Annotated in this window: 19 protein-coding genes; 12 read left to right on the top strand and 7 right to left on the bottom strand. The window is 61.8% G+C overall.

The window, feature by feature from the left end; all coding sequences use genetic code 11:
- Window position 1: 1 nt before the first annotated feature.
- Window positions 2–1,957, bottom strand: a complete 1,956-nt coding sequence (locus tag ASTEX_RS20885) for a pseudouridine synthase (protein WP_083805651.1) — start codon at window positions 1,955–1,957, stop codon at window positions 2–4.
- A 114-nt stretch (window positions 1,958–2,071) separates the two neighbouring features.
- Between ASTEX_RS20885 and tadA the strand changes: the two genes are divergently transcribed.
- The 5 genes from tadA (at window position 2,072) to ASTEX_RS17175 (ending at window position 7,575) form a co-directional block, all read left to right on the top strand.
- The gene (tadA, locus tag ASTEX_RS17195) at window positions 2,072–2,560 is read left to right on the top strand and encodes a tRNA adenosine(34) deaminase TadA (protein WP_013480906.1); all 489 of its coding nucleotides are present in this window, start codon (window positions 2,072–2,074) and stop codon (window positions 2,558–2,560) included.
- Entirely contained in the window at window positions 2,550–3,737 is a 1,188-nt protein-coding gene (locus tag ASTEX_RS17190) for a hypothetical protein (RefSeq protein WP_013480905.1), read from the top strand. Before tadA ends, ASTEX_RS17190 begins: the two co-directional genes overlap by 11 nt.
- Before the next feature lie 9 nt (window positions 3,738–3,746).
- Entirely contained in the window at window positions 3,747–4,643 is an 897-nt protein-coding gene (locus tag ASTEX_RS17185) for a mechanosensitive ion channel family protein (protein ID WP_013480904.1), read from the top strand.
- A gap of 65 nt (window positions 4,644–4,708) precedes the next feature.
- The gene (locus ASTEX_RS17180; protein ID WP_168148170.1) at window positions 4,709–7,102 is read left to right on the top strand and encodes a M1 family metallopeptidase; all 2,394 of its coding nucleotides are present in this window, start codon (window positions 4,709–4,711) and stop codon (window positions 7,100–7,102) included.
- Window positions 7,099–7,575, top strand: coding sequence for a DUF6702 family protein (locus ASTEX_RS17175; RefSeq protein WP_013480902.1), 477 nt, complete (start codon window positions 7,099–7,101; stop codon window positions 7,573–7,575). The genes ASTEX_RS17180 and ASTEX_RS17175 overlap by 4 nt, the downstream gene beginning before the upstream one ends.
- Window position 7,576: 1 nt before the next feature.
- Here ASTEX_RS17175 and ASTEX_RS19530 read toward each other — a convergent pair whose 3' ends face one another.
- From ASTEX_RS19530 to ASTEX_RS17160, 3 genes are all read right to left on the bottom strand, one after another.
- The gene (locus ASTEX_RS19530; RefSeq protein ID WP_049781748.1) at window positions 7,577–8,188 is read right to left on the bottom strand and encodes a DUF4328 domain-containing protein; all 612 of its coding nucleotides are present in this window, start codon (window positions 8,186–8,188) and stop codon (window positions 7,577–7,579) included.
- Window positions 8,189–8,206: 18 nt separating this feature from the next.
- Window positions 8,207–9,166, bottom strand: coding sequence for an acetyl-CoA carboxylase carboxyltransferase subunit alpha (locus ASTEX_RS17165; RefSeq protein WP_085930487.1), 960 nt, complete (start codon window positions 9,164–9,166; stop codon window positions 8,207–8,209).
- A 94-nt stretch (window positions 9,167–9,260) separates the two neighbouring features.
- Complete coding sequence (locus ASTEX_RS17160) at window positions 9,261–10,175, bottom strand: tyrosine recombinase (protein ID WP_013480899.1); 915 nt, start codon at window positions 10,173–10,175, stop codon at window positions 9,261–9,263.
- Window positions 10,176–10,314: 139 nt separating this feature from the next.
- Here ASTEX_RS17160 and ASTEX_RS17155 point away from each other — a divergent pair, with 139 nt between their 5' ends.
- Both ASTEX_RS17155 and aroB read left to right on the top strand, forming a co-directional pair.
- Window positions 10,315–10,875 (top strand): shikimate kinase, encoded by a 561-nt coding sequence (locus ASTEX_RS17155; RefSeq protein ID WP_013480898.1) that lies wholly within the window; start codon window positions 10,315–10,317, stop codon window positions 10,873–10,875.
- A complete protein-coding gene (gene aroB / locus ASTEX_RS17150) occupies window positions 10,875–11,987 on the top strand; it encodes a 3-dehydroquinate synthase (RefSeq protein ID WP_013480897.1) in 1,113 nt (370 codons plus the stop codon). Before ASTEX_RS17155 ends, aroB begins: the two co-directional genes overlap by 1 nt.
- A gap of 63 nt (window positions 11,988–12,050) precedes the next feature.
- Here the strand turns inward: aroB and ASTEX_RS20390 are convergent, their stop codons facing one another.
- Genes ASTEX_RS20390 through ASTEX_RS17135 form a run of 3 tightly spaced genes read right to left on the bottom strand, consistent with a single transcriptional unit; the run spans window position 12,051 to window position 17,176 of the window.
- Window positions 12,051–12,536: a hypothetical protein gene (locus ASTEX_RS20390; protein WP_013480896.1), complete on the bottom strand. Its 486-nt coding sequence runs from the start codon at window positions 12,534–12,536 to the stop codon at window positions 12,051–12,053.
- Window positions 12,537–16,025 (bottom strand): efflux RND transporter permease subunit, encoded by a 3,489-nt coding sequence (locus tag ASTEX_RS20720; protein WP_013480895.1) that lies wholly within the window; start codon window positions 16,023–16,025, stop codon window positions 12,537–12,539. It lies immediately after the preceding gene.
- The gene (locus tag ASTEX_RS17135; protein ID WP_013480894.1) at window positions 16,025–17,176 is read right to left on the bottom strand and encodes an efflux RND transporter periplasmic adaptor subunit; all 1,152 of its coding nucleotides are present in this window, start codon (window positions 17,174–17,176) and stop codon (window positions 16,025–16,027) included. Before ASTEX_RS17135 ends, ASTEX_RS20720 begins: the two co-directional genes overlap by 1 nt.
- A gap of 86 nt (window positions 17,177–17,262) precedes the next feature.
- Between ASTEX_RS17135 and ASTEX_RS17130 the strand changes: the two genes are divergently transcribed.
- The 5 genes from ASTEX_RS17130 (at window position 17,263) to ASTEX_RS17110 (ending at window position 20,987) form a co-directional block, all read left to right on the top strand.
- A complete protein-coding gene (locus ASTEX_RS17130) occupies window positions 17,263–17,946 on the top strand; it encodes a TetR/AcrR family transcriptional regulator (RefSeq protein ID WP_013480893.1) in 684 nt (227 codons plus the stop codon).
- A 73-nt stretch (window positions 17,947–18,019) separates the two neighbouring features.
- Window positions 18,020–18,856, top strand: a complete 837-nt coding sequence (gene ypfJ, locus ASTEX_RS17125) for a KPN_02809 family neutral zinc metallopeptidase (RefSeq protein ID WP_013480892.1) — start codon at window positions 18,020–18,022, stop codon at window positions 18,854–18,856.
- 127 nt (window positions 18,857–18,983) lie between these two features.
- Window positions 18,984–19,763, top strand: a complete 780-nt coding sequence (gene ftrB, locus ASTEX_RS17120; protein WP_013480891.1) for a transcriptional activator FtrB — start codon at window positions 18,984–18,986, stop codon at window positions 19,761–19,763.
- Window positions 19,764–19,924: 161 nt separating this feature from the next.
- Window positions 19,925–20,116, top strand: coding sequence for a hypothetical protein (locus ASTEX_RS17115; RefSeq protein ID WP_013480890.1), 192 nt, complete (start codon window positions 19,925–19,927; stop codon window positions 20,114–20,116).
- Between the two features lie 154 nt (window positions 20,117–20,270).
- Window positions 20,271–20,987 (top strand): sulfite exporter TauE/SafE family protein, encoded by a 717-nt coding sequence (locus ASTEX_RS17110; RefSeq protein ID WP_013480889.1) that lies wholly within the window; start codon window positions 20,271–20,273, stop codon window positions 20,985–20,987.
- The last annotated feature ends 16 nt before the right edge of the window (window positions 20,988–21,003 follow it).

The following is a 21,003-nucleotide window of genomic DNA, read 5'->3' as shown; positions in this document are numbered from 1 at the left end:
TTTACTCCGGACGCGGCTTACGCGACGCGTCCTTACCGGCAAAGCCGCCCGGACGGCCACCGGATTTAAAGCCCCCCGGCTTGCCCCCGAAGGACTTGCCACCACCAGGCTTGCCGCCAAACGACCTGCCTGCCGGGCGGTCACCAAAGCTGCGTTCGCCGCGGGGCTTGAAGTCACCTTCACCGCGCGGTTTGAAATCGCGCTGCGGACGGTCGCCCGCCGGACGCTCGCCACGCGGCTTATCAAAGCGCGGCTTGTCGCCGAAGTTACGCTCACCACGCGGCTTGAAATTTCCTTCCCCGCGCGGTTTGAAGTCACGCTGCGGACGATCACCCGCCGGGCGTTCACCACGCGGCTTATCAAAGCGCGGCTTGTCGCCGAAGTTACGCTCACCACGCGGCTTGAAATCCCCTTCCCCGCGCGGTTTGAAGTCACGCTGCGGACGATCACCCGCCGGGCGTTCACCACGCGGCTTATCAAAGCGCGGCTTGTCGCCGAAGTTGCGCTCACCACGCGGCTTAAAGTCGCCTTCACCGCGCGGTTTGAAGTCACGCTGCGGACGGTCACCCGCCGGGCGTTCACCACGCGGCTTATCAAAGCGCGGCTTGTCACCGAAGTTACGCTCACCACGCGGCTTAAAGTCGCCTTCACCGCGCGGTTTGAAGTCACGCTGCGGACGGTCACCCGACGGGCGTTCGCCACGCGGCTTATCAAAGCGCGGCTTGTCGCCGAAGTTACGGTCACCGCGCGGTTTGAAGCTGCCTTCCGCACGCGGCCTGAACTCGCCGGTATTGAAGTCTCGTCTGGGGCGCTCAGCGCGCGGCGTCCATTCGCGTTCTTCGCGTTCCGGGCGGCGATCGCGGGCCTGACCGTCACCTTCAAAGCGCGGGCGCTCATCGAAATCGCGCTCCCCAAATTCCTTGGCTTCGTACTTGCGACGGAAGGCCTCGTCGCGGCTGAGCGGGCGCTCACGGCGTTCCTCACGGCCTTCGCTCTTCGATGCAAAGCGATCGCCGCCGCCGCGACGGCCGGTGCGCGGCGCGCCCTCGCCATCGGTACGGCGCAGTCGCATTGGCGTGCGCGTCTGGGTCTCGTTTTCCGACGGTAGATTGCGCGGGTCGATCTTGTCACCCAGCAGTTCGCGCACGACGCGCGGACCGATTTCCTCGACCTCACCCGGCTCGATATCGCCGAGCTGGAACGGGCCATAGGCCAGACGGATCAAGCGATTGACCTTCAGCCCCAAGCTATCCAGAACCTTACGGACTTCACGGTTCTTGCCTTCATTGAGCGACACCGTGATCCACAGATTGGCGCGGCCGTCGGCCTTTTCCTGCGCCTTGTCCAGCTTAGCTTCGATGGGACCGTATTGCACGCCTTCGACCGTCACGCCGGTTTTCAGCGTGTCGAGCGCCTCCTGTGTGGTGCGCCCCAGCGCCCGCACGCGATAGACGCGCGTCCAGCCGGTCGTCGGCAGTTCCAGTGCGCGCGCCAGTTCGCCGTCATTGGTCAGCAGCAGCAGACCTTCGGAATTGATGTCGAGGCGACCCACCGAAATCACGCGCGGCAGTTCCTGCGGCAGCGAATTGAAGACGGTGGGGCGGCCCTGCGGATCCTGATGGGTGGTCATCAGACCGACCGGCTTGTGATAGCGCCACACGCGGGTGGGCTCGGCCTTGCGGATCGGCTTGCCTTCGACGGTGATCAGGTCGTCAGGCGACACGGTGGTCGCCGGGGTGTCGAGCAGGCGGCCATTGACAGCGATCTTACCCAAACCAATCAGGCGCTCGACCTCGCGGCGCGAGGCCAGACCCGCACGCGCCAGCACCTTGGCGATGCGCTCAGGCGGACGCGCGGGCTTAGGCGGAGGGCCTTTTTTCCCTGCGGGCTTTTTAACATATGATTTTTTGGGAGCGTCGTTGGCGACCACTTCAGACGGAGTGGCGGATTCGGGCATATTATTGTCTTCAGACATCATCATTTTCCTGACTGGGCCTGCTCACGCAGGGCCTTTTAACTTGACGCCGCAGCGGTTTGCCGGTCATCAACCCCAATGGACTCTCCACAGGACATGACTGACAAAACCCTGATGCGTCTGGCGCTGGACGAGGCCGAAAAGGCCGCCCAGGCCGGCGAGGTGCCGATAGGCGCTTTAATCTACGATCCGTCAAGTAAAACCATCATTGCGCGCGCAAAAAACGCACCCATTAAACTTAACGACCCCTCCGCCCATGCCGAAATACTGGCTCTACGCGCCGCGGGGCAGGTTGTGGGCAATTATCGCCTGACCGATCTGTGGATCTATGTGACGCTGGAACCGTGCGTCATGTGCGCCGGTGCGCTGTCGCACGCCCGTATCGGACGGGTGATATATGGGGCCTCTGACCCTAAGGGCGGCGCGGTCGAGAGCGGCCCGCGCTTTTTTGCGCAGCCGACCTGCCACTGGGCTCCCGAAGTCACCGGCGGCGTGCTTGAGGCCGAGACGGGTCAGGTGCTAAAAGACTTTTTCAGACAGCGGCGTAAAGTCCGCACATCGGATGGGGGCAAGGATGAGGTTTAAAGGATTTCTCGCAACGACATTGCTGGCCGTCATTGTCGCCGGTTCGGCACTGGCGCAGGTGCCCGCCACCCAGACCGTGTATGAGGGCACGATCGGCAAGGCCCCGGTGGTCATCGAAATCGTCAAACAGGGCAACCTGACCACGGCGCAGTATTTCTACAGCCGCTATCATCTGAATATTCCTCTGACGGCCAGCGGCCCCTTGACGTTCGAGGAGCGCACCAACTGCTGGGAAGACAGCTGCCCGCTGGTCGGCAAGCTGCAACTGAAGGCCACGGCGACCGGCCTAAGCGGTCAGTGGCTGGGTCAGGCGGGCAAGAAGATCAACCGCGACGTCGTGCTGAAAAAGGTTGCTGAACGCCGCTTTACCCCGGCTGAGCGCGTGGCTGACGCGACGACCCTGCGTTCCGGCCTGTCCTACGACAGCCCTGTCGCGGCGCTCGATAACCCTTATCTCAGCCGCCTTTATGACTCCGGCCTGACTGAAGGCAAGGAGACGATGCTGGAGGGCTACGCCCTGCGTACCGTCACCGACAAGGCGACGGGCGTGTCGGGCGTGCGCCTGACGCGCGCGCCGGACGCGAAGACCCTGCCTCTGGCCAACCGTCTGCTGGATGGGCTACGCTTCCAGATGGTAGATGGTGCGCTCAGCTGTCTGGCCGAAAGCAAGGAAAGCAGTCCCGCGGGCGGAACAGCGGGCGGCTTTGACGAAACGACGACCACAATCACCTATCTGAGCGCCACCCTGATGACGGTGCAACAGTCGGGTTCGACCTATTGCGGCGGGGCGCATCCCAATAATTTCTGGAACCGCACCACCTATGACCTGAAAAGCGGGCAGGCGCTGGACCCCGATCAGGTACTGAAACTTTATGCGCGACCGGCCAAAACCGATACCGACGGCGCTCCGGTCGAAACCCCGGAATATCAGGCGTTGAAAGCCAAACTAACGCCCAAATCGCCGTGGTTCGTCGGTGACACGGATGTAGGCGAATGCCTAAGTGATGACCTCGGTTACGGCTATTCGCTGTCGTTCAGCGACAAGGGACTCGTCTTCAGCCTGAGCGATCTGCCACACGTCATGGGCGCGTGCATGGGGGAATATTACGTCGTGCCGTACAGCGCCCTGAAAGCCCTGTGGCGGCCCCAAGCTAAGACTCATTTTAGCGGACTTTAAGGCCTTGAGATGACGTTCGATTTTCGTGAAATCCCGCAGCGCTTCAACTATTTCGTCAGCAATGTGCAAACCTTCTGGGGTGACCTGACGCAGCATTCGGCGTTTCTGTCGAACCTGCTGATCGCCGCCCTGATCCTTATGGTCACCCTGTTCCTGTCGCAGTGGCTGTCGAACACAGTACGCAAAGCCGCCAAACGCTACGCCCATTCCGACGCTGACCGCACCCTGCCCGAGTTTCTGTCGCAGGTGGTGTGGTGGCTGATCATGGTGGTTGGCCTTGTGGTTATCCTCAACCGACTGGGCGTGCAGACGACCTCGATCCTGACCGTGCTGGGGGCGGCGTCTCTGGCGATTGGTCTGGCGTTGCAAGGCACGCTGTCGAACGTCGCGTCGGGCATCATGCTGCTGGTGCAAAAGCCCTATCGCATCGGCGATACGGTGACGATTGGCGATGTCACCGGCACCGTCGGGCGGCTGGGGCTGTTTTCGACCGAACTGACCAATGGCGACAGCCACAAGGTCTATATCCCCAATGCCAAGATCTTTTCCGACCGCATCATCAATATCAGCCACTACGGGCACCGCACCCTGGCAATAATGGTGACCGTCGATTTCGCCACCGATCTCGATAAGGCCCTATCCATTCTGAAAAAGGTGATGGGCTCGCACCCAGGCACCCTGTCCACGCCGGAGGTCTGGGCCGGGGTCGAAAACTTCGCGGACAATGGGGTGCAGTTGAAAGTGACGGCGCAGGTAACGGTAGCTCAGCACGGTCAGGTGCGCGCTGATGTGCTGAAATCGGTCAAGGAAGAATTCGGTGCGGCGGGTATCTACATCCCCTATCCGCATCAGGTGACCATGGAAAAGGCGCTGTCCGCCGCCACGGGTGAGCAGACAAGCGCTTAAGAGCTTGCGCGTTCCGCAAAATTCGTTTCAAAAGGAACCTATAAAGACTTTTGCTGGGGCCATCCGTGTTTAAAAAACTTCTACTCGCTTCGTGCGTCCTGGCCTTGCCGGCCGTCACCTCTGTTGCTCTGGCCGATCCGGTCGAACAGACCAAGGGCCGATTTGAGGACAAGTTCCGCCAGTTGGAAGGCGAGGAATGGCCGACGCCCACCGATTACCGCAACGCCGCCGGTGAGCCGGGCTATCGCTACTGGCAGCAAAAGGTCGATTACCGAATCAAGGCTTCGCTGAACGAGGCGACGCGCACCCTGACGGCGACCCAGACCGTCACCTATAAGAACAATTCGCCCGATACGCTGCGCTATCTGTGGCTGATGCTCGATCAGAACAATTACAAGCGCGATTCCATCGCGCAACTGACCGATACTGTCTCGTCGTCGAAAGAGATTTCCGTGGGCGAAGTGCGCCGCGTTAAGCGAATGCAAGTGTGGGAAGGCGGCTTCAACGACCTGAAAGTCACCGCCGCCGACGGCAGCGCCCTAGCCTTCACGCTCAATGACACCCTGATGCGCATTGATCTGGCGCAGCCGCTGAAGTCGGGCGAAAGCCTGACCTTTACCGTGTCGTGGAGTGTGCCCTTGCCTGAAACCAAGGTGGTTGGCGGCCGTTCGGGCTATGAATGCTTCACCAAGCCGGGCGAAGACGGCAACTGCATCTTTCTGGGCGCCCAGTGGTTCCCGCGTCTGGCCGTTTATTCGGACTATGAAGGCTGGCACAACAAGGCCTTTATCGGGTCAGGCGAATTCACGCTGGAATTTGGCGACTATGAGGTCGAGCTGACCGTCCCCGCCGATCACATTGTGTCGGCCACCGGCGAACTGCTCAATCCCGGCGAAGTGCTGACCGCCGCGCAGCAAAAGCGCTACATTGAGGCCAGAACCGCTTCGTCCCCGGTCTATGTCGTCACGCCGGATGAGGCCGCCGCCGCTGAAAAAAGTAAGGCCACGGGGACCAAAACCTGGAAGTTCCGGGCCGACAATGTGCGCGATTTTGCCTTCGGCTCGTCGCGTAAATTCATCTGGGACGCCATGGGGGTCAAGAATGCCGACCCGGCGCACCCCACCGTAATGGCCATGTCCTTTTTCCCAAAGGAGGCGCGCCCGCTGTGGGACGCCTATTCCACCAAGTCCATTGCTCATACGCTGAATGTCTATGGAAAGTTCGCCTTCGCCTACCCCTACCCGACGGCGCAGTCGGTCAACGGGCCGGTTGGCGGCATGGAATATCCGATGATCACCTTCAACGGGCCGCGCCCGGTGAAGGATAAGAAGACGGGCGAGCTGACCTACACGGAACGCGCCAAATACGGCCTGATCGGCGTGGTCATCCACGAAATCGGCCACATCTGGTTCCCGATGACGGTCAATTCCGATGAGCGTCAATGGACGTGGATGGACGAAGGCATCAACTCCTTCCTCCAGTTTCAAGCTGAAAAGGAATGGGACAAGGACTACCCCACCCGCCGCGGTGAGCCCAAGTCGATGGTCGAGTACATGCTGAGCGAAAATCAGGTGCCGATCATGACCAATTCGGAATCGATCCCGCAATTTGGCAACAACGCCTATGGCAAGCCGGCGGCGGCGCTGACCATCCTGCGTGAAACCGTTCTGGGCCGCGAAAAGTTCGACTTCGCCTTCAAGGAATATTCGCGCCGCTGGCAGTTCAAACGCCCGACCCCCTATGACTTCTTCCGTACCATGGAAGAAGCATCGGGCACCGACCTCGACTGGTTCTGGCGCGGCTGGTTCTATTCGACCGACCACGTGGATATTGAGCTGGCCGATGTGAAGAAGGCCCGCCTCAACACGCGTGATCCGGTCGTCGAAAAGGCTTGGGAAAAGGTGCAGGACGACGCGCAGCCCGACTCGCTGACCGCCGCGCGCAATACGGGCAAGACGGTCGTTGAGACCGACCCGGCCACGGTCGATTACTACAATACCGATGACAAGTGGGAACCCACGGTCAAGGAAAAGAAGAAGTATGCAGACTTGCAAAAGGACATCGACCCGGACCTGAAAGAGGCGCTGGCGGTGAAGGACAACTTCTACAATTTCACCTTCCGCAATAAGGGAGGGCTAGTCATGCCGGTGATCCTCAAGATGGATTACACCGACGGCACCTCCGAAACCGTGCGCATCCCGGCCGAAGTGTGGCGCTATAATCCGGCGCAGGTCACGTGGCAGCACGCGACACTGAAAACGCTGAAACAGGCGGTTATTGACCCGTTGTGGGAAACGGCGGATGCCGATGTGTCCAATAACGCCTTCCCGCGCAAGATCGACGAGCAGCGCTTTGAGGTCCGCGAAGGCGAAGACGGCCCCAACCGCATGAAGGACGACGAACTGGTCGTCACGCCGGACAGCCTGAAAACCCAGCCTAAAAAGGCGGACAAGAAGTGATCCGACGCGGTTTCCTGCTGGGAGGGGCCGCCCTGATACTCGCCTCTCCCGCGTGGGCCCATCGCGGCCATCATACACTGAGTGTGGTGGAAATCGCCGCCGATGGCACCGTAACGGTGATCCATACCCTGTCGGCACACGACAGCGAGCCGGAACTGGTTGAGCTGGCCCCAGATGCGCAGCCCTCCGTAGACGATCCGGACGCCCTCAAGGCACTGGAAGGCCACCTGCGCGACGCCTTCACGATCAATGGTCAGAGGCTCGACTTTTTCGCCTACGAAGCCTGGGGCGACGACCTGCAATTCACCTTCAAGGGCAAGCTGGACCGCTTGCCCAAGACCGTGACCGTCGCCTATGGCCTGTTTCCGAACTCGCGCAAAACCGGCGTCGGGTTGGTCAATGTACGGATTAACGGCGTGACCAGAAGTTTGACCTTCGCCAAGGGCGATGCCCCGGAGACGGTGGGGTTCTGACTCAGAAGACGCCTATCTTTTCGGACGGGCGTTGCGACTGAAATTGATCCGTTCGTTTTACGATCAGAATGAAAAAGATGCCACTGAGAACGGATAATCCCAAGGCGATCCACAAGGGTTGTCTGAAGATGCTCTGTACATCGTCACGCACGGCGTTGCGCTGAACGCCTTCAAAAATCCGAGCGAAGATAAAGCAGATCCACCAGATCAACAAAATCGGTGATGCTTTGGGATCGTTAACGCTGTCCGCCTGACTGGCCAGCCAGATTTGCTTCATCGCACCGTAAGGCTTCCACAGACCGAGTATCGGCACAAAAAACCAGCCCACCGCCCAAGCCGGCGTAGTCTGCATGATCGTATCGTCTATGGCATCGGCGTTGCGGGCAGCCACGTAAATCCACCAAAGGCCGACAATACCTGACACCAAGGCCGCACCGTCTGCGACACCATCGACCAGCGTGTAGGAATAATCCCACCACAGGGTTACCCGGATGGGATCAAACAACCCCAATATAGCTCCGAAAACCAACCCTTTGCCAACAATGGCAAATCCCGTCAGCCAGCATGTCCAATCGGTCAGCCGGCCCAGCGGTTTAAAATCAGCGTCAATCAATCTTCCCCCCGGAAAATCTTAAACCAGCCCCGTCTGGCCGATCTTATAGAAGCGCTCGGCGCGCTGCGCCACCAGTTGATCCGGCGACAGATAATCTAGCGCCTGAAGCTCGGATTCCACCACATCGCCGACCTTTTTGATCGCCGCGTCCTTGTCGGCGTGCGCGCCGCCGGCGGGTTCTTCGATGATGCGATCGACGATACCGAGTTTGAGCAGGTCGGTGGCGGTGATCTTCATCTGATCGGCGGCGTCCTTGGCGCGCGAGCCGTCGCGCCACAGGATTGAGGCCGCGCCTTCCGGCGAAATCACAGAATAAATGGAGTGTTCAAGGATCAGCACGCGGTTGGCAGCCGCCAGCGCAATCGCCCCGCCCGACCCGCCTTCGCCGGTGACAGTGGCCACAAACGGCACTTTCAGCGTCAGGCCGCGCTCGGTCGAACGCGCAATGGCCTCGGCCTGACCGCGTTCTTCGGCCCCGATGCCCGGATAGGCGCCCGCCGTATCGACAAAGGTGATGACCGGCAGGCCATATTGTTCAGCCATGTCCATCAGGCGCACCGCCTTGCGATAGCCTTCCGGACGCGCCATGCCGAAATTGTGGCGCAGGCGCGAATTGGTGTCGCGGCCCTTTTCGTGGCCCATCACGACCACAGAGCGCCCGCGGAAACGGCCCAGACCGCCGACAATCGCCTGATCGTCGCCAAATTTTCGGTCACCGCGCAGCTCCACAAAGTCCTCGATCAGGCCATTAAGATAATCGACCAGATGCGGGCGTTCCGGGTGGCGGGCGACCATGGTCTTCTGCCACGGCTCAAGGCGGTCATAGGTTTCCCGGATCAGCACCTGAGTGCGTTCGCGCAGGGCGCGGATTTCGATGTCGAGATTAGCCCCTCCCGAAGACGACAGGGCCGACAATTCCTCGATCTTGGCTTCCAGATCGGCGATCGGACGTTCGAATTCGAGATAATGGCGCATGATCTTCCGGGACTCAGGTTCCGTTACAAACCTTGGCGTTTATCCCAAGTCGCGGCGGGGGGCAATATGTCCGAAGGGACAAGGGTTCAGGAATCGCTTACCCAGCGCGGCGTTTCGACAGCGGGTGATGCGTTTCAACCACCTCTTTCAGCCGTTCGGTCGCCACATGGGTATAGACCTGCGTGGTCGAAATGTCGGCGTGCCCCAGCAAGGTCTGCACGACGCGCAGGTCGGCTCCGCCTTCGAGCAGGTGGGTAGCAAAGGCATGGCGCAGCACGTGCGGCGACACGCGCGCCGGGTCGATTCCGGCCTCAAGCGCCGCTTCGTCCAGCAACTGCCCAACCCGGCGGCGCGTCAGATGCCCTTCGGCCCCGCGCGAGCAGAAAAGATAGGGGTTAGCCTTGTCTTTTGCGTTTAAGAACAGCGGCCGGATATCGAGATAGTCTTTAATGGCCGCGCGCGCCGACGGGTTGAGCGGCACCAGCCGCTCGGTGCCGCCCTTACCTTTGACGATCAGATAGGCCGGGTCTTTTTGCACGGCATCGAGGCGCAGGGCGACGATCTCCGACACCCGCATCCCCGACGCATAGGCGATCTCGATCAGACATTGCAGGCGGGTGGCCTGATGAGCGTCCTTGGCATCCGCAGCGGCGATCAGGGCGTCCACCTCTTGGCGGCTGAGGATTTTGGGCAGGGGCCGGCCTTTTTTGGCGGCGGCGATCTTGCGGCTGGGGTCGTTGTCGCTCAGCCCCTCGCGCACACAGAAACGATAGAACTGCCGCACAGCGGCGCGCTTGCGCTGAAGCGTCGATGAGGCCAGCCCGCGCGCATCGAGCGCCGCAAAAAACCCGGCAATATCACCTTCGTTGAGGGTCAAAAGCCCGTCGGCATCGATCCCGGCATGGTTGCGCAGATCGAGCAGGTCGTGACCATAGGCCTCACGCGTGCGCGGCGAAGCATTGCGTTCGACGCTGAGCATCTCAAAAAAAGCGGTGAGCGGATCGGGACGCATGGTGTGGCTTTCGAAACGGGTATGATTAACCCTCCTTGGCACTATCAACGCAATTTGGTTTATGACTGGCTAAATCGGGCCAACATCGTGTAAAGCACCTTCATGCATATCGTTTTTCCGCGCACGGGGCGCGCGCGTCGTGCCTGAGACCTCGAAATCGACTGAACCGCGTCTGATCCTGCCACGCCCGGTGGCGCTGGTGGGACTGATGGGTGTGGGCAAGACCACGGTGGGCCGTCGGCTGGCCGAAGCCCTGGCCGTGCCTTTCCGCGACGCTGACGAAGAGATCGAAAAGGCCGCAGGCCTCAGCGTCTCCGACATTTTTGCCGCCTTTGGTGAGGCGGGCTTCCGCGACGGCGAGCAGAAAGTGATTTCGCGTCTGCTCGACGACGGGCCGCAGATACTGGCGACCGGCGGCGGGGCCTTTGTGCAGCCCGCCACCCACGACATCATCCGGCAAAAGGCCGTCACCGTGTGGCTTAAAACCGATCTGCGCGTCATTGCGCGTCGCGTCGCCAACCGCAACCATCGCCCGCTGCTGCGCGACCGCGACCCGATGGAGGTCCTGCGCGAGCACGAGGCCAAACGCTACCCCTTCTACGCCAAGGCCGACATCACGGTCGATACCGGCGATCAGTCGCACGGCAAGAGCGTCGAACTGGTCATCGGCGCGCTCAAGCGCTTTCTGGAAACGAAATAATGCCCGCACTCCCTGTCTCCGGCGGCGATTTCCGCCCCTATGAGGTCGAGGTCGGCACCGGCCTGATCGCGTCGGCCGGTCGTCGCGTCCTCCCCTTCCTGAAAAACCGCCGCACCCTGATCGTCACCGACACCCATGTGGGGCCGCTGCACGCGGTACGCCTCAAAGAGGTGCTGGAGGCCGAAGGCATTGCCGCGCAGATCCTGACCCTGCCCGCAGGGGAAGAAACCAAGTCGTGGGAGGGTCTGAAGGCCCTGACCGACGGTCTGGTCGAGGCGGGTCTGGACCGCAAGGACGTGATTATCGCGCTGGGCGGTGGCGTCATTGGCGACCTGACCGGCTTTGCGGCCGCCATCTATATGCGCGGTATCGACTTCGTGCAGATCCCCACCACCGTACTGGCGCAGGTCGATTCCAGCGTCGGCGGCAAGACGGCCATTGACCACCCGAAGGGCAAGAACCTGATCGGGGCCTTCCATCAGCCGCGTCTGGTCCTGTGCGATCTCGACGTGCTGGCTACCCTGCCGGCGCGCGAAATCCGCTGCGGCTATGCCGAGGTAATTAAGTACGGCCTGCTGGGCGACAAAGCTTTTTTTGAGTGGCTGGAGGCGAATGATCAGGCCGTGCTGGCGCTGGAACCGACGGCCATTGAGCGCGCCGTCGCCCGCTCGGTCGAGATGAAGGCCGAGATTGTCGCCGCCGATGAACGCGAAGGCGGGCAACGCGCTCTGCTCAATCTGGGACACACCTTTGGTCACGCGCTGGAGGCCGAACTGGGCTTTGGCGACACCCTGCTGCATGGCGAAGCCGTGGCCATCGGCATGGGTATGGCTTTCCGCTATTCTGCGCGAATGGGCCTGTGCTCTCAGGCCGAGGCCGACCGCGCCGTGGCCGCCATTGCTGCCGCGGGCCTGCCGACGCAGATGACGCAAATCCGCAACGCCGCGTTCGACGCCGACACCCTGATCCGCCATATGGGCCACGACAAGAAGGCCGAAGGCGGCAAGCTGGTCTTTGTGCTGGTTAAGGGGATCGGTGAAGCCTTTGTGGCCAAGGATGTCTCCGCCGACTCGATCCGCGACTTTCTAATATCCGACGGGGCCAGCGCGTAACCCTCCTCCCCCGCTTTGCAGGGGAGGAGGTCTGCACCCAGGTTTACAGGCTGCGCGGCTCTCTCAGGCGGACAGATCGCTCTTGATAAACTGTGCATAGGCCTCAATCGTCACCCAACCGTGGCGTTCATTGAAGTAACCCTGTTTATTGTCGGCATAGGTGGCAATCGTATCCCAGGTGAACAGGCTATGGTCATGGTCACCGTTATCGGGATAGTCCCTCAGGCTCCACTCCGCCTCTCTATCCAAGGCAGCTTCCAGAAACTCTGGAATCCAGTACCCTCTGTAGAAATAGGTCCTCCCGATTTCCGGAACCCGATTATCCAGAGCATCAAACCTTTCGAAGACGACACGTTTGCCAACCTTTTCAACCATCCTGTGCAGTTCACAGGCAGGTCTGTCGTATAACGTCATGTCGAGCGCGCAGGGTGCCAACGGACCGGAATACGGATAGTCCGCCGGATCAAAACTCAGCTCACAATGAACGCGCAGAGCATCGGCAACTCTTGACGTAGCGACAACTCGCACGGTGTCGGAATCGTCGGACACCTATTCTCCGGCCACGATTTCCGGATCGCTTTCCTTCTGCGCGCGGAAATACTTCTTTGTATGCCGCCCCAGAAACTGCGCGAAGTCATCGACCAGCGTATAGGCCACCGGCACGAACAGCAGCGACAAAAGCGTGGACGTAATCAGACCGCCGATGACCGCAATGGCCATGGGCGCGCGGAAGGCCACGTCGGCACCCCAGCCGATGGCGATGGGCAACATGCCCGCCCCCATGGCCACGGTGGTCATCAAGATGGGCCGCGCCCGCTTATGCGCCGCATCCATCAGGGCGTCCATGCGTGGCATGCCGCGATTGATGGCCTCCAGCGCGTATTCGACCAGCAGGATCGAGTTCTTGGCCGCAATGCCGGTCAGCATGATCAGGCCAATCAGGGCGGGCATGGACAGCGACTTGCCGGTGATCAGCAGCAGGAAGAAGGCCCCGCCAAAGCTGAGCGGCAGAGCCGTCAGGATGGTGATGGGGATGGTGAAGCTGCGGAACAGGAGGACCAGCACCACATACATCAGCATGATACCTGTGCCGATAGCCACCATGAAGCCGGTCGCCATTTCGGCCTGACTTTCCTGATCGCCGGTGACCAGCTCCTGCACGCCCGCAGGCAGGTTCTTCATGATCGGCAGGTTGCGCACGGCGTCCTGCGCGATACCCGCGGGCACGCCTTCGGGCAGGTTGGCCTTCACCGTCGCAGTGCGCGAACGGTCAATGCGCGTGATCTGGATCGGACCGGAGCCGAAGCGCACATCGGCGACGGCCTCCAGCGGCACAGGCACGCCCGTATTGGTCGGCACCTTCAGTTCCGCCAGCGTCTCCACAGCGGTACGCGCCTGCGTATCCATAAGGACGCGGATCGGCACCTGACGGTCACCGATATTGTACTTAGCCAGAATCTGGTCGAAGTCGCCCACAGTAGCCACACGCGCCGCCTGAGAAATGGCCTGCGACGACACGCCCATCAGCGCCGCCTGATCCGGCTTTGGCGTCACCAGCACTTCAGGACGCGACAGGTTGGATGTCGAGAAGACGTTGCGCAGGCTAGACAGGCCGCGCATCTGACGCTCAAGTTCACGCGACGCGCGCTCCAGCGCAATCGGATCGTCAGACGCCAGCGTGAAGGAGATGACACCACCCCCGCCGCCTTCCTGCCCAAACGACGCCCGCACACCCGGATAACGCGCCACATAGGCATTGAAATCAGACTCGAATTGCTGCTGCGTCAGCTTGCGCTCATGGCGCGGGATCAGGTTGATGGTCAGGCTGGCGTTGCGCAGATCGACCGAAGCAAAAGCGCTCTTGACCTCCGGACGCTTTTTTAGCTCGTCCATGATCGAGACGACTACGGCGTCGGTTTCATCCAGACGCGTACCCGGCGGCATTTCAATGGACAGGAAGGAGCGGCCATTATCACCGACCGGTATGAACTCACCCGGCAGCTTGCTGGAAATAAAGATCGACAGGACGAAGAAGCCGATACCGGCCATCAATATGCCCCAGCGCATCTTCAGCCCGTCGCCGCCGTGTTTACGCAGCAACGTCCACACGCCATAGGCCAGAGCCGCGAAGATGGCAAAGCCGATACCGGCTCCAATAAAGTCACCTGTACCCTTCGGCGGTGCGGCGGGCGCAGACGGCGGGGGCGGCATAAACGGTCCGGCCAGAATCAGCAGGGCCAACGCCGCAAAGCCCAGCAACATCAGCCCCAGCGGCCAGCGCGCGTGCACCACGGCGCGCCCGCTGATAAGGCCCAGCCCCAGACCGATAACCAGCACACCCAGCCCGACGATGCCGGTCATCAAACCCGCACCCTTGCTGACAAACTCTGCCGCGCCGATCAAAAGCAGCACAGCGCCGACGGTGATCCCGACCGTCCACAAAAGCGTGCGCCAGTATAAGGGGCTCTCAAGCCCCCACCTCAGGCTGCTCAGATAGCTCTTCATCCAGAACGGGTCGCCGTGTTCCTTGCCCGGATTGGCGCGCATCAGATAGGCCCCCATCAGCGGGGTCAGGGTGCGGGCCACCACCAGCGAGAAGAAGACCGACACGCAGGCCGCCACGGCAAAACTCTTGAAAAACTGCCCCACAATGCCCGGCATAAAGCCCACTGGGGCAAACACAGCGATGATGGTCGCCGTCGTCGCCACCACCGCCAGACCGATTTCATCGGCGGCCTCAATAGCGGCGTCATAGGGCTTTTTGCCGTCGCGTATGTGTCTGACAATATTCTCGATTTCCACGATGGCGTCATCGACCAGAATACCAATGGTCAGCGACAGAGCCAGCAACGACACGATATTGAACGAGTCATTGATCACGTACATGACGAAAAAGGTCGGCAACAGCGACATGGGCATGGCCACAGCCGAGACGAAGGTCGCCCGCAGGTCGCGCAGGAACAGCCACACCACGAACACGGCCAGAGCCGCCCCGATCAGCAGGGTTTCCATCGAGGCCAGATAGCTTTCTTTGACCCAATCGACCGAGGCCGTAACCTCTTCTATCACCATGTTCGGATGCGCTTTACGGATGGCGTCCATCGACTTGCGCACGGAGTCGGCCACATCGACTTCGGACGAGCCGATAGAACGGTAGACGGCAAAGCCCACTACCTCATTGCCATTGAAACGCGCCCGTTCGCGCGGTTCGCTCCAAGTGTCGATCACCTGCCCCAGATCGCCCAGTCGCACCGAGCCGCCGTTCGACAAAGCGATACGTGTTTCGCGCAGGGCATCGACCGAACCGGCATTACCGAGCGTTCGGATCGACTGCTCAGAACCACCGACCTCAAGCCGTCCGCCGGGCAGGTTGACATTGGTGGTGCGCAACTGGTTCGACACCTCGGCCGCCGTGATCCCCTGCCCGGCCAGACGCGCCGGATCAAGCTGGATACGAATTTCGCGAGTGACCCCGCCGATGCGCGACAGCTTGGCCACGCCCTTATTGGCCAGAATCTTCTTGGAAATGTCGTTATCGACGAACCATGACAACTGTTCCGGGTTCAGGCCGTCACCCCGAATAATGTAGTTGATCAGCGCTTCACCCGACGCCTCTTCGCGGCGGATGATCGGGTCCTGCACGTCGGCGGGCAGGTCCGAACGGATCTGCGCCACGGCGTTGCGTACATCATTGGTTGCCTTTTCGAGATCGACGCCCAACTGGAATTCGATAGCGGTCGTGGACACCCCGTCATTGACGTAGGAGGTAATGTGCTTGACCGAGCCGATGCCGGAAACGGCGTCTTCGACGCGGCGCGTCACCTGAGTTTCCAGTTCCGCCGGGGCCGCCCCTGACTGCACATAGGTGGCGGTCACCACCGGCAGGTCGATATCCGGAAAGTTGTTGATGCGCAGGGCCTGAAAAGCGCCCCATCCGACAATGGTCATGACGATGAAGAACAGCACCGTCGGGATGGGATTGCGGATCGACCACGACGAAATGGTGCCGCGATTAGGGGGGGTGACGGGGCTGCTCATTACTGGCCCCCGGCCTTTTCAGCCCCGGCAGGTGTGGTTGTTTTGGACACGCGCACGGCGTCACCATCAACCAGGAAGCCCGCCCCACTGGTCACCACCTTTTCACCGGCACTGACGCCGCTGGCGATCACAATGGCGTCACCGCGACGTTCGCCGGTTTTCAACCTGCGGCCACTGACCTTGTTATTAGCTCCGACCACGAAGGCCACAGGCTGGTTCTGCTGATAGACGACAGCCTTTTGCGGAACAAGGACCGCCGGCTGTTCGCCGACGGTGATCGAAGCGCGCGCGAACTGACCCGGCTTGAACCCGGCATCGGCGGGGATGCTAATGCGGGCATAGCCCAGTCGTGTCTGCTGATTGACCGCAGGCGTGACTACCCGGACTGTGCCGGTGACGGTCTGACCGGTTTCACCGGTGACGGTAGCTGCCATACCGGCTTTGACGGCGCTCAGCTCGGTTTCGACGACTTCCATATTCATTTCGATGCGGTTGTCGCGCACGATGCGGAACAGCTCGGTGCCCGGCGAGACGATCTGGCCCGCCACCGCCGTGCGTGAGGTGATCAGGCCCGATACCGGGGCGCGCACCACCGTCTGATTGAGCTGGGTCTGGGCCTGCGCCGCAGACGCCTCGGCAGTGGCGACCTGTGCCTGAGCGGTCTTGTAGGCGGCTTCCTTCTGATCGAGCGCCGATTGCGAGGCATAACCCTTGTCGAACAGTTCCTTATAGCGCTGATAGGCGCGCTCGGCCTCAACGGCCTGCGCTCTGGCGCTCTGGATACCGGCCTGCGCCTGCTGAAGCTGGGCGCGCAGCACGGCATCGTTCATTTTCAGCAACGGCTGCCCCTGCTGCACATACTGCCCTTCGTCGGCCAGCACGGCGGTGGCAGTCAGACCCCCGACCTCAGCCCCGATCGGCGCTTCCTGCCAGGCGGCCACCGTGCCGGAGCCGGAAATCACCAGTGGGGCCACGGCTTCGGTGGCCAGCGTCGCCTCGACCAGCGCCCCTTCGGCGGGCTTCTTTTCCGCCTCACCCTTCTGACCGGAGCACGCCGCCACGGACAGGGCCAGAACACCACTCAGCAAAAGCCGCGAGGCGGACCGTTTGAAAGCGGTCGAAACATAAGGAGCCGAGGCAAAAGCGCGCATGGGCGAAATCCTGAAGACTTGTAATCCAGACAGACTTATCGTTTCATTGACTAAACAGTCAACGAACAGCGTATTAAAAATAATCAATGCCGCCAAAACCCCACACTGCCCCTGCCGAGGACGCGTGCGCCCGCGGTCTGAAAGCCGTTGCCAAACGGCTCGGTATCCGCGAGCGCGCCAAGGCGCTGCGGCCGGGTCAAATACTGGAGGCGGCGCGTGACGAATTCTGTCAGCATGGATTTGCGGCGACACGACTTGAGGACATCGCCCGACGCGCCGGCATCTCCAAGGCGCTGATCTACGTCTATTATCCGACCAAAACGGATTTGTTTCTGGCGGTTGCCCGTCATGTGACCGACCCCATCAAAGGCGCAGACTTCGTACTGGACCCCGAACGCTCCGCCGAGGACCAGTTGCGGCACGAGCACGAACGCTTCTACGCCAACCTGCTACAGGATGAACATACGCTGGGCATCCTCAGACTGATCATTTCGGAGAGCCACCGCGTGCCCGAAATCGGCCAGTTCTATGCGCTGGAGCTGGTGGGCGGTGAAATCGAGAGCCTGCGCGACCTGATCCGGCACGGCATGGCGCGCGGCGAATTCGCGCCCGACGCGCTGGAGCGGCTGACCGGTATCGAAGACATCGTCATCGCGCCGGGCATCATGATCATGCTGACCCAGATCATCGGCGGCGGCGTGCAATACGATCTGAGCAAATGGTCGAAGGCGCATCTCGACATGGTGCTGGGGCTGCTGAAGGCCGGTTGAGCCCACCAAGGTGTATTGTCTTCTTATCAGAGCCGCGTACACTTTCAGTTAAGCATAGCAAGGACAGGGCATCATGGTCGATTGGGAAGGCGGACGCCGCAGCGGGGTTGAGGATCGGCGCGGTCTGGGCGGCGGGGCCCTGATCGGCGGCAGCAGTATCGGGGCCATCGTGCTGGCCCTGATCGGCTACTTCGTCTTCGGCATCGACCCGCAGACCCTGCTCAGCCAGACGGCGCAGGTGTCGGGTCAGGCCTCCGGTCCGGCCGCAGTCGGGGCATGCCCGGAAGGTGACAAGGCCTGCGAATTTACCGATGTCATGCACACCTCGGCCAATGAGGTGTGGGCCTCGGCCATAAGCGGCTATGAGCCCTCGACTCTTGTCCTCTATACGCAGGGCACCCAGACGGGGTGCGGTGTTGGGCAGTCGGCCATGGGGCCCTTCTATTGCCCCGCCGACCGCAAGGTCTATCTCGATCTCGACTTTGCCCGCACGCTGGAGCAGCAACTGGGCGCATCGGGTGACTTTGCCCTGGCCTACGTCATCGGCCATGAGGTCGGGCACCATGTGCAAAATATCACCGGCCTGTCCGGCGAGGTGCAGCAAAGGCAACAGCGCCTGAGCGAGCGCGGATCAAACGCCCTGTCGGTCAAGCTGGAGCTTCAAGCCGACTGCTATGCCGGGGTGTGGGCCAAGCGGTCGGACGCGCAGGCCCACTGGCTGGAAGCCGGCGATCTGGAAGAGGCGCTCAACGCCGCTTCGGCCGTCGGCGACGACACCTTGCAACGGCGCAGCGGCGGCGAAGTCGTGCCCGATTCCTTCACCCACGGCACGTCGAAGGAACGGGTCTACTGGTTCAAAACCGGCTATGCGTCCGGCGATCCCAAGGCCTGCGACACCTTCAAAGCCTGAGCCCGACCCCGCAACTCCACGATAAAACAACGGCTTATGGCACGATTTTGGTTCAAACCCGGCGGAATCGGCTGTAAGGTGATGCCTGAGACAGGGGCAATAGACACAGGCAGGGCCGGACACCGCCATGAGGGAAAGCGACGCCAACCGTATCCGCCAGTTGCAACTGCTGGCGACCATTTCCGATGAGGCCTTCGCGCAGATCACGCGCGGCGCGCTGGTGCAGACCTTCCCCGCCGGGGCCAACCTCATCTACGAAGCGGATTCGGTCGATTTTCTGTACATCCTGATCGACGGCATGGTCGAGCTTCAGGGCCACTGGCACGATAAGGAAAGCACGCTGGCCGTGCTGCGGCCCATCTCGACCTTCATTCTGGCCGCCGTGGTGCTCGACGCCCCGGCCCTGATGGCGGCGCGCACCCTCAGCCGCTCGCAGATCGTCATGCTGCCCGCCGAGACGTTCCGCGCTGCCATGCGCGAAGACCCCGGCTTTTCCGTCGCCGTGGCGCAGGAGCTGTCGGGCTGCTATCGCGGGCTCGTGCGCACAATTAAAAACCATAAGCTGCGGTCGGGCACCGAGCGGCTGGCCAACTATCTCCTGACCCAGCAGGTGCGGCAGGGCGGTGGCGACACCGTCGAATTGCTCTACGAAAAGCGCATATTAGCCTCGCTGCTCGACCTGACGCCGGAAAGCCTGTCGCGCGCCTTTGCTCAGCTCGACAAATACGGCGTCGCCGTTACCGGCAGCCGCGTCGTCATCGGCAATGCGGCGGGTCTGCGCAAGCTGGCACGCCCCAATGCCCTGATCGACAACCATCAGCCGCCCAGAGGCGACGTGCAGGGCAAGGCCGCCAAGGAGCTGTGGCCCCTGCCCGGCGATCGCGGCTGCGGCATGGAAGTGGAATAGCCACTTATCAAATATCAAGTCGCCGCACGGCCTTGATCAATAGCGCCCCTATCGCACGTTAAGGCGCGTGCGGCGGTAGCTGCATATACCACTCCCTGAGGCTGTTTCAGGAGTGAGTCGATGTTTACCCCCTTTTTCTCCAGACCCTGTTGAGGGCACGGATGCCCGTGTCCGTCGATAAGGCCCTGCGCACGGTGCGACGCAAGGGCTGGGAACCCACGCCGACCGACGACGGTCTGTGGTCGCTGGCGCACGTCGTATTGTCCACCGACGAACTGATCGCGCTGGCGGCGGCTCTGGTGGCAGCGGAACCGAAGGCGGCCCCGGCGGACGATCCCCTCCCCCCGAAATAACAGCGGCTTGCGGCAAATTGCCCCGCGCCATTTGGCTCAGGCGCTTTTGTCCGCGCGCAACTGTAACCACCCCCTACACACACAGGCCGCCCAACGGCCTTTCACCCACAGCGAGGCGGCGGCCGTATTCCGGCCCCCATCAGGACAGACACATATGACGGCGCACGAGGTCTTTTCGGGACTGTTCCCGGCCTGTGGCGCCCTTGTCGAGGGACAGGGGCCGCTGTGGCTTGGCCTGTTCCTGGCCGGTCTGACGGGGAGTGTCGCCCACTGTCTGCCCATGTGCGGGCCGTTTGTGCTGATGCAGATGGCCGCGCCGGGTCAGTCGCGGTGGGCGCGCCTGCTCTTGCCCTATCACGCCGGTCGCCTGACCACCTATGCCCTGCTGGGGGCCGCCGCCGGGAGCGTGCTGTTCTTCCTGCCCGCCTCGCCTGTGCTGGAGCTGGTGCGCCGCGCCCTGCTGGCTCTGGTGGCCACGGCCTTTCTCTATCTGCTGGCCGAAGGGCTTCTGGCGCGGGTGGGCCTGCGCCTGCCTTTTCGGTTGGGCCTGCGCCTGCCGTGCCGTCTCAAGGCGATGTCCGGCCACAACAGCCCGCGCGTGGTGGCGCGCTATGCGCTCGGCCTAAGTCTGGGTCTGCTGCCATGCGGCCTCGTCTTCGTCGCCCTGACGGCGGTGGCCGCGGCGGGCAATCCCCTCTCCGGCGCGCTGGGGATGCTGGCCTTCGGGGCTGGCACCGTCCCGGCGCTCAGCGCGCTGGGCCTGTTCGGCGCGCCCCTCCTGCAACGCTGGCCGTGGTTTCAGGACGCCCTGCGCCTGACCGCGCTTGGCGTCAATGCCGCCCTCCTCTTCGCCCTCAGCGCCCGATTCTGACACAGTAAGGAAACAC

This window comes from Asticcacaulis excentricus CB 48 (assembly GCF_000175215.2).
GTDB lineage: Bacteria > Pseudomonadota > Alphaproteobacteria > Caulobacterales > Caulobacteraceae > Asticcacaulis > Asticcacaulis excentricus.
The sequence above is the reverse complement of the archived record's forward strand: the minus strand, read 5'-3'. Positions and strand labels throughout refer to the sequence as shown.